Annotated in this window: 14 protein-coding genes and 2 tRNA genes; 7 read left to right on the top strand and 9 right to left on the bottom strand. The window is 71.4% G+C overall.

Going from position 1 to position 12468, the window contains the following annotated elements; all coding sequences use genetic code 11:
• Positions 1-108 precede the first annotated feature (108 nt).
• Both GB864_RS03795 and GB864_RS03790 read right to left on the bottom strand, forming a co-directional pair.
• Positions 109-181: transfer RNA gene (locus tag GB864_RS03795), tRNA-Glu, on the bottom strand.
• A gap of 95 nt (positions 182-276) precedes the next feature.
• Positions 277-352, bottom strand: a tRNA-Glu gene (locus GB864_RS03790).
• Between the two features lie 423 nt (positions 353-775).
• Here GB864_RS03790 and GB864_RS03785 point away from each other — a divergent pair.
• Complete coding sequence (locus GB864_RS03785; protein ID WP_160423021.1) at positions 776-2311, top strand: hypothetical protein; 1536 nt, start codon at positions 776-778, stop codon at positions 2309-2311.
• A gap of 197 nt (positions 2312-2508) precedes the next feature.
• Here the strand turns inward: GB864_RS03785 and GB864_RS03780 are convergent, their stop codons facing one another.
• The gene (locus GB864_RS03780; protein ID WP_160423020.1) at positions 2509-3414 is read right to left on the bottom strand and encodes a diacylglycerol/lipid kinase family protein; all 906 of its coding nucleotides are present in this window, start codon (positions 3412-3414) and stop codon (positions 2509-2511) included.
• A gap of 113 nt (positions 3415-3527) precedes the next feature.
• On the opposite strand from GB864_RS03780, the gene GB864_RS03775 reads away from it, so the two are divergent.
• Positions 3528-4166, top strand: a complete 639-nt coding sequence (locus GB864_RS03775) for an MBL fold metallo-hydrolase (protein ID WP_160423019.1) — start codon at positions 3528-3530, stop codon at positions 4164-4166.
• A 64-nt stretch (positions 4167-4230) separates the two neighbouring features.
• On the opposite strand, the gene GB864_RS18125 is transcribed toward GB864_RS03775, so the two are convergent.
• A complete protein-coding gene (locus tag GB864_RS18125) occupies positions 4231-4572 on the bottom strand; it encodes a three-helix bundle dimerization domain-containing protein (protein WP_202106957.1) in 342 nt (113 codons plus the stop codon).
• A gap of 149 nt (positions 4573-4721) precedes the next feature.
• On the opposite strand from GB864_RS18125, the gene GB864_RS03765 reads away from it, so the two are divergent.
• A complete protein-coding gene (locus GB864_RS03765; RefSeq protein WP_160423018.1) occupies positions 4722-5507 on the top strand; it encodes an SDR family NAD(P)-dependent oxidoreductase in 786 nt (261 codons plus the stop codon).
• A 60-nt stretch (positions 5508-5567) separates the two neighbouring features.
• On the opposite strand, the gene GB864_RS03760 is transcribed toward GB864_RS03765, so the two are convergent.
• Together GB864_RS03760 and arr are read right to left on the bottom strand one after the other, a co-directional pair.
• Positions 5568-5864: a DUF2277 domain-containing protein gene (locus GB864_RS03760; RefSeq protein ID WP_160423017.1), complete on the bottom strand. Its 297-nt coding sequence runs from the start codon at positions 5862-5864 to the stop codon at positions 5568-5570.
• Between the two features lie 97 nt (positions 5865-5961).
• Positions 5962-6369, bottom strand: a complete 408-nt coding sequence (gene arr, locus GB864_RS03755) for an NAD(+)--rifampin ADP-ribosyltransferase (protein WP_160423016.1) — start codon at positions 6367-6369, stop codon at positions 5962-5964.
• Positions 6370-6479: 110 nt separating this feature from the next.
• Between arr and GB864_RS03750 the strand changes: the two genes are divergently transcribed.
• Positions 6480-7040: a hypothetical protein gene (locus tag GB864_RS03750; RefSeq protein ID WP_160423015.1), complete on the top strand. Its 561-nt coding sequence runs from the start codon at positions 6480-6482 to the stop codon at positions 7038-7040.
• Positions 7041-7270: 230 nt separating this feature from the next.
• Entirely contained in the window at positions 7271-7750 is a 480-nt protein-coding gene (locus GB864_RS03745; RefSeq protein ID WP_160423014.1) for a PKD domain-containing protein, read from the top strand.
• 13 nt (positions 7751-7763) lie between these two features.
• Here GB864_RS03745 and GB864_RS03740 read toward each other — a convergent pair whose 3' ends face one another.
• The 3 genes from GB864_RS03740 to GB864_RS03730 form a co-directional block, all read right to left on the bottom strand.
• The gene (locus GB864_RS03740) at positions 7764-8507 is read right to left on the bottom strand and encodes a MerR family transcriptional regulator (RefSeq protein ID WP_160423013.1); all 744 of its coding nucleotides are present in this window, start codon (positions 8505-8507) and stop codon (positions 7764-7766) included.
• Between the two features lie 45 nt (positions 8508-8552).
• Complete coding sequence (locus GB864_RS03735) at positions 8553-9185, bottom strand: small multidrug efflux protein (protein WP_160423012.1); 633 nt, start codon at positions 9183-9185, stop codon at positions 8553-8555.
• Between the two features lie 154 nt (positions 9186-9339).
• Entirely contained in the window at positions 9340-10281 is a 942-nt protein-coding gene (locus GB864_RS03730; protein WP_160423011.1) for a LysR family transcriptional regulator, read from the bottom strand.
• Between the two features lie 122 nt (positions 10282-10403).
• Between GB864_RS03730 and GB864_RS03725 the strand changes: the two genes are divergently transcribed.
• Both GB864_RS03725 and GB864_RS03720 read left to right on the top strand, forming a co-directional pair.
• Entirely contained in the window at positions 10404-11399 is a 996-nt protein-coding gene (locus GB864_RS03725) for a putative oxygenase MesX (protein ID WP_160423010.1), read from the top strand.
• Between the two features lie 20 nt (positions 11400-11419).
• Complete coding sequence (locus tag GB864_RS03720; RefSeq protein ID WP_160423009.1) at positions 11420-12466, top strand: methionine synthase; 1047 nt, start codon at positions 11420-11422, stop codon at positions 12464-12466.
• Positions 12467-12468: the final 2 nt, after the last annotated feature.

The raw sequence follows: 12468 nt of genomic DNA, 5'->3' as shown, positions 1-12468 counted from the left end.
GGCGGCCCCGAGGTCCTGGACCTCGGGGCCGCCGTCGTTCATGATCCGAGCACGCACGCCCGGAACGCACGACACCCCCGGTCCGAAGACCGGGGGTGTCGTATTCGGTGACCCCAGCGGGATTTGAACCCGCGCTGCCGCCGTGAGAGGGCGGTGTCCTAGGCCGCTAAACGATGGGGCCGAATGCTGTTCAGTTGTCGTACCGACGAACGCGAGCGTTCGTCAGAGCCATGGAAAAACCCCCGAAAACCGGGGGTTTCTCCGTCGGTACTGCTCTGGTGACCCCAGCGGGATTTGAACCCGCGCTGCCGCCGTGAGAGGGCGGTGTCCTAGGCCGCTAAACGATGGGGCCGTTTTTGCAACGCGGATAAGTATGGCACAGGTTCAGGGCGACTCCAAATCGAGCGCCGGTGCCGTCGCGCACGCCTGCGCCCGGGTCATCCGAACTCCCGGATGCCCGTGCTCCTGACACCGTACCGACCGACCGGCCTTGTCGAAACCCTCTCGCCCTGACCTGGGGCATCGCGCCGCAGGTTGTCGAGTCTCGACTGACTTGCGTCGGAAGCGTTGAGGGAATCTCCTGTCCTGCTACGTTCATGCCGATTCCCGAGCGCCCCCGGGCGGACCGCGATCGACGACGACCGCGCACACCCCCGGAACCGACGGCACCCGCGCGCGCGGATCGCACCACGGCTCGCGACGCCGCCCCGGCACGCGCGCCGCACCCGACCATCCGCGGGACGCCGTCGGCGCGCCCGGACACCAGGAGACCTCAATGACGAGAACCGATCACGCCCTCCCGCATCGGCACGGGCTCGGCGTCCGCATCGCCGCAATCCTGCTCGCCGTCGCCCTCGTGGGGGCCACGGCGTTCTTCCTCCTCGCGACCGGGAAGCTCTCGGCCGGAGCCGCGCAGCTCTCCGACGGGGCGTCCCGGGCAGGCGCCGGAGCCACGGAGCTCTCGGCCGGCGCCGAGACCCTCGCGAACGGCGCGAGCGACCTCGACGCCGGAGCGGTGCTGCTCGCGGACGGTGCCGACTCCGCCGCGTCCGGCGCCGCCCAGCTGAGCGAGGGAGCGACCAAGGCCGCAGCCGGTGCCGACTCGCTCGTGCTCGGGGCGGGCGACCTCGCCGCCGGCGCCCTCAGGGCGTCCACCGGTGCGGGCGACCTCGCCGCGGGCGCCGACCGCGCCTCGAGCGGCGCGAATGCCCTCTCCGACGGCGCCTGGACCGTCGCGACCGGCGCCGGCCGTCTCGTCGCGGAAGGCACCGCGCCCCTCTCGAGCGGTGCTGCGGACGTCGCGGAGGGCACCGCCGCCGTGCACCAGGGCGTCGTGCAGCTCGACGCCAAGGTCGGCGAGCTCGCCGCGGGCGCTTCGGGCTTCCAGTCCGGGCTCTCGACGTTCAACGCCCAGCTCTCCGGCTACGCCGCCCAGCAGCAGGCCTTCAACGCGGGCGTGCTGCCCGCCCTGCAGTCGGCCCTCGCCTCGACGACGGCGGCCCGCGACTCCATCCCCGCCGACGCGACCGGCGACCTCGCCGCCACCCGCGCCCAGCTCACCGCCCAGATCACCGGACTGCAGACGCTCATCTCGTCGGCACCCGCGCTCTCGACGGGCGCCGGGCGACTGGTCGCCGCGAGCGGCACCACGGTGCTCGACCCGAAGCAGCCGCCGCTCGGCTACTACGCCGCCCGGATCGCCGCCGGCGCGAGCGCGCTGCAGGCCGACGGCACCCAGGCGCTCCTGGCTGCGGACAAGCTGCCCAAGCTCGACGCCGGCGCCGCGCAGCTCGCGGCCGGTGCGGCGGAGCTCGACGGCAAGGCGCGCGAGCTCGCGGACGGCACGGCGCTGCTCTCCGTCAAGACCGGCGACCTCGCCGCCGGCGTCTCGACGCTGGCCGGCAAGACCGACGAGCTCTCGGCCGGTGCGCTGAAGGTCTCGAACGGGGCCGCGAACCTCTCGAGCGGCGCGGGCGCGCTCGCCGCGGGAACCGGCACGCTCGAGCAGGGCGGCCTCGACCTCGCGTCCGGCTCGGCCGAGCTCGCCGAGGGCGCCGCGTCGCTCTCCTCGGGCGCGAGCGAACTCGTGGCCGGAGCCGGCACTCTCGCCGACGGCGCCGTGGCGCTCGACGACGGCAACGGGCAGGTCGCCGCCGGTTCCGCCGACCTCGCCGCCGGCGCCGCGGGCGTCGCGCCCGCCGCGCTCCTGCCCTGGATGCTCGTCGCCGCCGGCATCGTGCTCGCGGCGATCGCCGCCTGGGTCGTGCACCGCGTGCGCTTCCGCACCGGGATGGCCGTCGCGGCGGCCTGATCCGTCGTACCGACGCACGGCGACGCGGGGTCCGGGCTTCGGCCCGGGCCCCGCGCTCATGCTCCTCCTCCGCCGCAGCGCTCCCGGCCCATCCATTCGCACCGCGAGTGGGTAGGTATAGCGGGTCGAGGCGTCGCCCGACCCGCCATACCTACCCACTCGCGAATGATGGTGGGGACGGTCGGGGGCGGCAGGCGTCAGCGGAAGACGCGGAGGGACGCGGGGCGCACCTCGACCTCGACCGGCAGGGCGCCGATGCGCTCCCCGTCGGCGTAGGCGACGGCATCCTCCGATTCGAGCCGCACCCGCTTCGCCTGCACGAACTCGACGGCGGGGTGGTCGATGTGGGTGCCGGCGAACACCTTCGGGAAGACCCGCAGCAGCTCGAGCTTGCTGATCGGGTGCACGACGAAGACGTCGAGCAGCCCGTCGTCGAGGGAGGCCTGCGGCACGATCCGCATCCCGCCGCCGATCGACGTGCCGTTCGCGACGGAGATGAGCATCGCGCCGAGCTCGCGGGGTTCGCCGTCGTCGATCGTCAGCCGGTAGCGGCGGGGCCGGAAGGTCGCGAGCTCGCGCACGAGCGCGATCGTGTACCGACTCGCGCCGCGGGGGCGGCGCATCCGGTTCGCCCGCTCGTTGACCCGGGCGTCGAAGCCCGCGGAGAGCACGCAGCCGTACGAGATCTCCTGATCGCCGTGGCGCACGAGGGCCGTGTCGACGGGCACGGCGTCGCGCTCGAGCGCGCCGAGCAGGTGGTCGAGCCCCGCCATCGGATCCTCGAACGGCAGCCCGAGGGCCCGCGCGAAGTCGTTGCCCGTGCCCGCGGCGACGATGCCGAGCGGGATGTCCGTGCCGACGAGCGCGTTGACGCCGAGGGTCGCCATGCCGTCGCCGCCGACCACGACGAGGCCGTCGGTGCCGAGCGAGACCGCGTGGCGGACCTCCCGCTCGAGCAGTTCCCAGTTCGCCTCGCGCGCGATGGAGACGTCGTACCCCTCGGCCGCCAACCGTCGCGCGACCTCGGGGCCGACCGAGAGGTGGCGGCCGAAGGAGGCGGCGGGGTTGATGGCGACGACGAGGCGCCGTTGCGTCGAGGGCATGCGGGCCAGCATAAGCGGCCGTTGGGCGCGTTCCCGCCACGCCGCCGCCCGGGCCGGCCGGCGGGCGATGCCCGGCTTGCGCCGCGCGGGCGGCCGGGTGTCGACTGGATGCCATGCGCATCACCAAGTTCGAACACGCCGAACTCGTCCTCGAAGAGGCCGGCTCGAAGCTCGTCGTCGACCCGGGCAACTTCTCCCGGCTCGTTCCCGGCCCCGAGGGCGTCGCGGCCGTCGTCATCACGCACGAGCATCCCGACCACTGGACGCCCGAGCAGCTCGCGTCGATCCTCGCGGCGAGCCCGGATGCCCGCGTGTTCGGCGCGGCGGGCGTCGCCGCCGCGGTCGGCGAGTACGCACCGGTGGAGGTCGTGCACGCGGGCGACGAGGTCGTCGTCGGTCCGTTCGCACTGCGCTTCTACGGCGGCCGGCACGCGGTCATCCACTCGACGATCCCCGTCGTCGACAACCTCGGCGTGCTCGTGAACGGCGTCTTCGCCTACTCGGGCGACTCCTTCGCGGTGCCGCCGGAGCCCGTCGACGTACTCGCGGCGCCCGCGGGCGCCCCGTGGATGAAGATCGCCGAGACGATGGACTACGTGCTGGAGGTCGCGCCGAAGCGCGTCTTCGCCGTGCACGACGCCGTGCTCTCGGGACCGGGCAAGGCGATGGCCGACGGCCGGCTGACGTGGGCCGTCGAGCAGGGCGGCGGTTCGTTCGTGCCCCTCTCCCCCGGCGAGTCGTTCGAGGTCTGAGCGAAGGCGGGCCGAAGGAGCGCGGGCCGAGCGAGCGCGGTTCGAACGAGCGCGGCCCGAGCGATCAGGACGGTCCGCCGCCGAGGTCGCCGAAGAGGAAGCCGGCGTGCTGCTCGCGCTGACGGCGTTCGACCTCGCTCGGGTCGAGCGAATCGCCGTCGTCCTGCACGACGGCGGGGGCCTCCGAGTCGTCGACGACGGGCAACGGCTCGCCCTCCAGCCGGAGGCGTTCGTCGGCCGCGTGCTCCACGAGCGCCGGGATGTACTCCCGCACCCGCCCGTCGGCGAGGCGCTCGGCCTCTTCCCCGACGACGGCCTCCACCCGCTCGCGCGTCAGCGTGGGGAAGCGTTCGACGAGCCGCTCGATGACGTTCGCGATCGCATTGCGTTCCACTGGGTCGCCCATTCATGCATTGTGCGGCCCCGACCCGACCCGGGCAAGGGAACGGATGACGAACTTTGCTCCGGACCCGGCCCGTGTCACAACCGCGGCCGCTCCCCGGTCTGTCTGAGCGAGCCCGTTCGCGGGCAGTCGCACGAGACGAGGAGCCTCCCATGTCCAGCATCCCCACCCCCGAGACCGCAGCCGCCGACACCGCAGCCGCAGCGACCGACGCCGCCGGGCCGGTCGCCTTCGTCACCGGGGCGTCCTCCGGCATCGGCCACGCCACCGCGCTCGCGCTCTCCCACGCGGGCTACCGCGTCGCCGTCGGCGCGCGTCGCGTCGAGCGGCTCGGCGAGATCGAGGATGCCGCCCCCGGCGTCATCCTGCCGATCGAGCTGGATGTCACCGACGCCGCCTCGGTGGTCGGCGCGGTCGCGCGCACCCTCGAGCGGTTCGGTCGGCTCGACGTGCTCGTCAGCAACGCCGGCCTCATGCTGAACGGCATGATCCTCGGCGCCGACCTCGCCGCGTGGGAGCGGATGGTGCAGACGAATCTGCTCGGCTCGATGTACGCCGTGCACGCGGCGCTGCCCGCCCTCATCGCCGCGCGCGGCCACGTCATCCAGGTGTCCTCGACGTCGGGGCGCATCGCCTCGCTCGGCAGCGGCGTGTACTCGGCGACGAAGTTCGGCGTGAGTGCCTTCACGGAGTCGCTGCGCCAGGAGGTGACCGCGCAGGGCGTTCGCGTGACCGTCGTCGAACCCGGGTTCGTCGCCACCGAGCTGACGAGCCACCTCACCGACCCGGCGATGCGCGCGGCGGCCGCTGAGATCGGCGACTCCATGCGCACGCTGCAGGCCGACGACATCGCCGAAGCGGTGCTCTACGCCCTCCGCCAGCCCGAGCACGTCTCCGTCAACGAACTGCTCATCCGCCCGACCGACCAGGTGCGCTGAGCCCGGCGCGAGCCGGCGATGCTCATCGGCGTGAGCGGAACGGGGAGCGCGCCGTTCCGCTCACGCCGTCGCCGTACGGATGCGGACCTCGCGCTCCATGCGCTGCTCGTGGCGCCGGCGCCCCTTGACGGCCTCCGCCTCGCGGTTGCGGGGCGGCGCGTTCGTCGTGAGCCCGTCGAGGAGGCGGCGGGTCGCCACGGCGATCTCCTCGATCGCGGCGTCGAACGCGGCCGTGTTCGCCTTCGACGGATGCGTCGAGCCCGAGACCTTGCGGACGAACTGCAGCGCGGCCGCCCGGACCTCGTCGTCGGTCGTCGGCGGCTCGAAGTTGTGGAGGACGTGGATGTTGCGGCACATGCGGGCAGGGTAACCGCGGCCGCCGACGGCCGTCCGGATCGCTGCCGCGCCGTCCTCCCCGAGGCGCCGGTCGCCGGGCTCCGGCACGGGGCATCCGTCAGTTGATGATCTCGCCCCGCTCGGCGCGGATGACCGCAAGCCGCTCGTGCCAGGCGGCGAGCGCCTCGGGGGTGAGCCGGGTCCAGTCGTGCACCTCGCCGACGATGCGGAGGGGTTCGCTCGAACGGTAGGAGCGCGTCGGGTTGCCCGGGAACTTCTGGTCGGTGACGTTCGGGTCGTCCTCGAAGGACCCGGTCGGCTCGACCTCGTACACGCGCGGCTCGCCGTCGCCGGCGGCGAGCTCGGCGGCGAGGCCGGCGCCGTCGGGCAGCGCCGTGAAGTAGATGTGGTTCATGACGACCTCGGGCCGGTAGTTCGACCGGAATCCGGCCGTGAGCAGGTCGCCGACCCCGAGGTCGGCCTTCGTGCCGTGGAAGAACGGGCCCGTTTCGGATGCTGCACTCACGAAGGCCAGGGTACCCGGGCCGGTTCGATGACGGCGAGGGCGGCGCACTCCGGCGAGCGCGTGTGGACAACCCCGGCCGCAGCCCGCGGGCCGTCCGCTACGGTCGCCGCATGACCCGCACCCACCGCGCGCGCACCGCGGCCCTCCCGAGTGCGCTCGCCCTCCTGTTGGCGATGAGCGGATGCTCCGCCGCCGACGTACCCGAACCGGTCGCGACGACGAACGCCCCGCTGGAGTTCGCGGATGAGGCGGAGGCTCGGGCTGCGGCGGAGGCGGCATTCGGTCGCTACCACGACGTGCAGCAACGAGCCTGGCAGAGCGGCGGTGTCGATGTTGCAGACTTCGAAAGTGTCGCCGTTGACGACGCGCTCGATGGGGCAATCATCGACGCCAACGGCTTCAAAGATGCGGGGTTGCACACCGTCGGAGAGACATCATTCGAGGTGCGTGAAATCCAGCAGTACTGGCATGACGACGAAACTCTGTTTGTGCAGTTCACCATTTGCGAAGACCTGTCGGGCCTCGACGGGCTGAACGCCGACGGCGAATCCATGGTCAGCCCTGATCGACAGCCGTTCGTGCCCTACACGGCAACCGCAATGGGCTCTGACCCCGACCTCATGAAGATTTCGGAGTACGAATCATGGCGTGGTTCGAACTACTGCTTGTGACCGCGCTTGCGTTGGGTTCGGCCACAGCGAGTGTCGATGACTCGGATTGTCCAAGATGGCAGGAGTCACTCGGGTATTGCGGCAACTCGGCCTCCAACGAGGGCGACCACACTGAACTCGTCGGGCTGGAGACCTCCGGAGGCGAATCCGGAGCGGGCAACGGGGGTTCCTCCGGCACCAGCAACTGGGTCCGCCCGCCCAGCATCACGTGCGACGCTCCTGACGGACAGGTGTGCGCGGGTTCCGGTGTTCCGGGCGATCCGGAGCCGCTCCTCACGCTCGCCGACCTCGCGGCGTTCAAGCCGGTGACGCCGGTCGCCGACTCGCTCCCCCACGGCGGCGGCCTGGAGCACCGCCCGATCGCCTTCACGGCGGTCGGCACCGAGCAGCACGTCGTCGCCGGAACCCTCCTCGATCGCCCGGCCGACGTGCGTTTCACCCCCGCACTCGCCCGCTGGGACTTCGGCGACGGAGCATCCGACTCGCTCGACGGCCCCGCCGCGGAGCACGCCTACGACGAGCGCGGCACCTACACGGTGCAGCTCGCCGTCGACTTCACCGCCGAGTACTCGTTCAACGGCAGCAACTGGATCCCCGTCGCGGGCACGGTCGTCGCGACCGCCGCACCGTACGAGATCCGCGTCTTCGAGGTCAGCACCCGACTCGTCCGCGGCACGTGCGACGAGTACCCCTCCGACCCGGGCTGCTGACGCGCACGACCGGTCAGCCGTCGGCCTCGTCGTCGCGGCGGATCCGCTCGAGCGCGAGTGCGCTCGTGCGGGCGAACACGTCGAGCTGCGCCGGGTTGTAGAGCTCGACGACCGCCTCGACGAGGGTCTGCTGCACCGATCGGGCGTTGCGCGCGGTGTGCTGCGTCGGGTCCCGCAGCCACGGGTAGGTGCGCAGCAGCTCCACCATCGAGGGCACCATCGCCTCGGCGAGGTGCTGACGCGTCTCCTCGTCGGCATCCGCGGGGAGGCCGTCGATCGCGTCGCGGAGCTCGGGTGGGTCCTCCGTGACCATCTGGCGGAGGTCGGTCATCGCCTCGTCGTCGTAGAGCCGTCCGTAGATGTGCAGGATCGACCGGTCGGCCTCGGACATCGTCCCTGCCGACTCGGCGAACCCGGCCGGCGCATCGGCGGGGGCGCGCTCGCGCCGGATGGCGGCGATGTCCTCGCGGACGCGACGCAGCCGTTCGATGGTCGCGGCCAGCTCGGCATCCAGTTCGCGCAGTGCGTCGCCGCCCCGGTCGCCGCCGTCGACGACCTCGGCGATCCGCGCGAGCGGGATGCCGAGGTCGACGAGGCGGCGGATGCGCAGCAGCCGCACGAGGTCGGGCACGCCGTACTGCTTGTAGCCGTTGACCCTGCGCTCGGGCTCGGCCAGCAGCCCGACCTGGTGGTAGTGCCGGACGGTGTTCACGGTCGTGCCCGCCAGCTCGGCGAGCTCCCGCGTGCTCCAGGCCATGGACGCCTCCTCAGGCCCGGACTCTACCGGCGGGCCGCCCGGGCCTCACCAGCCGAGCAGGCTGATGAGCCCGGTGGCCGCGGCGGTGACGAGCCCCGTCCACAGCACGATGGCGACGACCTGCCACAGCATCACCCAGCGACGGTCGACGCCGGAGGCGACGAAGACGCTCGCCGTCAGCATGGTCGGCAGGGCGAGCGGGGCGAGGATGCTCGCGCCGGGCACGCCGAACCGCACGAGCCAGGCGGTCACGCGGCGGCGTCCCTTCTCCTTGCGCGTCGGCGCGGTCGCAGCGCCCGCTGCCGCGTCGCGGTCGGTCGACAGGCCCGTCGACGGATGCCCGTCGGCGTCGGCCGCCCCGACGGCCTCGGTGTCGGTGTCGGCGGAAGCGCCGGACCGGCCGCCGACCGCGACGGCGCGACGAGCCCCCGCTCGTCGGGCGACGACGCGATCGCGGGCGCGCGAGGTCAGCATGACGACGCCGAGCACGGCGAGGCTGTTGCCGACGACGGCGGCGAGCGCGGCGACGATCGGCGGGATGCCGGCGATGATGCCGAGCGCGGCCGCGCCCTCCCCCTCGACGTAGGGGATGGCGGCGAGCACGGCGACGATGAGCGGCTGCAGGAGGTCCGGCAGACCGGTCACGAAGTCTTGGAAGCCCTCATACGGGTTCGACATGGCGATGCACTTCTTTCGGATCGGATTTCGTACGATCCGATCAGAAACCGTGTGGTCGCCACAGGGTCAAGCGGACCCGGCATCCGGCGGGACGATCGGCACTCGCCATCTGCTCGGGGCGTCGCTCGGGCGGACTCCGGGGCGATGCCGGCGCCTATCCGAGCAGCGCGACCCCGAAGCCGCTGACGACGGCCCGCACTTCGGCGAGGTAGCGCTCCGCCTGTTCGGTGAGCGGGATCGCGGCGTGGCCGATCCATCCGATCTCGATCTGTTCGTCGACGTCGAGCGGGATGGCGACGATCGCCGGGTCGAGTTCGTCGCTGATGATGCCCGTCGAGATCGTGTACCCGCCGAGCCCGATCATGAGGTTGAAGATCGTCGCGCGGTCGGCGACCCGGATCTCCTGCTTGCTCGAGCGCGTGGAGAGGATCTCCTCCGCGAAGTAGAAGGAATTGTTCGCCCCCTGGTCGAAGGTGAGCCGGGGCAGATCGGCGAGATCGGCGAGCGTCGCACGCCCCCGGGCGGCGAGCGGGTTCGTGCGGGCGATGAAGATGTGCGGCGAGGCGAGGAAGAGCGGGCGGAAGGCCAGCCCGGAGTCCCGCAGCAGTTTGCCGATGACCTTCCGGTTGAAGTCGTTGCGGTAGAGGATGCCGAGCTCGCTGCGCAACGTGCGCACATCCTCGATGATGTCCCAGGTGCGGGTCTCGCGCAGGGTGAACTCGTACTCGGCCGCGCCGGTCGCCTTGACCATGCGGACGAACGCGTCCACCGCGAACGAGTAGTGCTGCGCGGACACCGCGAGCAGGCGTCGAGCCGGCGGCCGGCCGAGGTAGCGCTGCTCGAGGAGCGCCACCTGCTCGACCACCTGTCTCGCGTACCCGAGGAATTCCGCGCCGTCGTCGGTGAGGGTCACCCCGCGCGCGGAGCGTGTCAGGAGCGAGCGCCCCACCCGGCCCTCGAGGTCCTTCATCGCCGCGGACACGGTCGGCTGTGCGACGTAGAGCGTGTCGGCGGCCGCAGAGATCGATCCCTCGGCGGCGACTTCGATGAAATAGCGGAGCTGTTGGAGCGTCAGCCCGCTCGATCCCTGCACCATAGGCCGACCCTATATGAATGCATAGACGCGTCGAGTTACCCGATATCTTGTGCCGGGCCGCATCCTGGAGGCGACTGCTCTTCGAAGGCCGAGCCCGGCCGATCACCCATCGGATTGACGACATGGCCGACGCGTTCGCATTCAGCATCAGCACCACCCGCTTCGACGAGGACTATTCGCCGTCGGAGGACTCCCGGATCACCACCAACTTCGCGAACCTGGCGCAGGGCGAGCACCGGCGGCAGAACCTCCGCAACGCCCTGATGATGATCGACCGCCGGTTCAACGACCTCGCGGACTGGGACAACCCGGACGGGGACCGCTACACGGTCGAGCTCGACATCGTCTCCGCGCACCTGGACTTCGCCGCGGAGGGCGGGGACCGGACGTTCCCGCTGCTCGAGGTGCTCGACATCCAGATCGTGGACCGGCAGACCGGAACGCGCCGTCACGGGATCGTGGGGAACAACTTCTCGTCCTACGTCCGCGACTACGACTTCAGCGTGCTGCTGCCGGCGGCCGGCGGCGGCGCGGCCGGGCCCGCCGTCCCCGACGGCTTCGGCGACCTGCACGGCAAGCTCTTCCAGCACTTCCTCGACTCCGACGCGTACCGCGAGCGCTTCCCGCAGTCGCCCGTGGTCTGCATCAGCGTGTCGACGAGCCGCACCTACCGTCGGAGCGCCAACCGCCACCCGATCCTCGGGGTCGAGTACCTGCAGGATGGCGCGTCGGCACTGACCGACGAGTACTTCGGGAAGATGGGGCTGCGAGCGCGGTACTTCATGCCGCGCGGCAGCGTGGCGCCGCTCGCGTTCTACTTCCGCGGCGACCTGCTGAACGACTACACCGATCTGCAGCTCATTGGCACGATCAGCACGATGGAGACCTTCCAGAAGATCTACCGCCCGGAGATCTACAACGCCAACTCGGCCGCCCCGGCCGTCTACCGGCCGAGCCTCGGCGAAGAGGACTGCTCGCGCACTGAGATCGCCTACGACCGCGAGGAGCGCAGCCGGCTCGCGAGCACGCAGGGCAAGTACACCGAGGAGCACTTCATCACCCCGCACCGGGACCTGCTCGAGCAGTGGGCCGGCAACGCTCCCGCCCCCGTCGCATGACCACCGGAGGATCCTCGAACATGCACTCGCTCTTGCCGACCACGACCGTGGGCAGCCTGCCGAAGCCGTCGTGGCTCGCCCAGCCGGAAGTCCTCTGGTCGCCCTGGAAACTGGAGGGGGACGCGCTCGTCGAGGGCAAGCAGGATGCCCTGCGCATCGCCGTCCAGGAGCAGACCCGTCGCGGCATCGACATCCTCAGCGACGGGGAGCAAACCCGTCAGCACTTCGTCACGACCTTCATCGAGCACCTCGACGGCGTCGATTTCGAGCAGCGCCAGACCGTGCGCATCCGCGATCGCTACGACGCGAGCGTGCCGACCGTCGTCGGGTCGGTCAGCCGCGAGCGGCCCGTGTTCGTCGAGGATGCCAAGTTCCTCCGCTCGATCACCGATCGCCGGATCAAGTGGGCGCTGCCCGGCCCGATGACGATGGTCGACACGCTCTCCGACGCCCACTACCGCAGCCGCGAGAAGCTGGCGTGGGAGTTCGCGACGATCCTCAACCAGGAGGCGAAGGAGCTCGAGGCGGCGGGCGTCGACGTCATCCAGTTCGACGAGCCCTCGTTCAACGTCTTCTTCGAGGAGGTGCAGGACTGGGGGGTCGCGGCCTTGGAACGCGCGGTGGAGGGGCTCAGCGCCGAGACCGTGGTGCACATCTGCTACGGCTACGGCATCAAGGCGAACACCGACTGGAAGGCGACGCTCGGATCGCAGTGGCGCCAGTACGAGGAGTCGTTCCCGCTCCTGCAGCGCTCCAGCATCGACATCGTCTCGCTCGAGAGCCACCACTCCCATGTTCCGATCGACCTCATCGAACTCATCCGCGGCAAGAAGGTCATGCTCGGGGCCATCGACGTGGCGAGCGAGACGATCGAGACGCCCGAGGAGGTCGCCGACACCCTGCGGAACGCACTCCGCTTCGTCGATGCGGACAAGCTCATCCCGAGCACGAACTGCGGCATGGCGCCGTTCCCTCGGAACGTCGCGCTGGCGAAGCTGAGCGCGCTCAGCGCGGGGGCCGACCTCCTCCGCGATGAGCTCGCCGGCACCGATCGCGAAGCAGCCTGAGC

This window comes from Agromyces seonyuensis (genome assembly GCF_009789225.1).
In the GTDB taxonomy this organism is placed as follows: domain Bacteria; phylum Actinomycetota; class Actinomycetes; order Actinomycetales; family Microbacteriaceae; genus Agromyces; species Agromyces seonyuensis.
The sequence above is the reverse complement of the archived record's forward strand: the minus strand, read 5'-3'. Positions and strand labels throughout refer to the sequence as shown.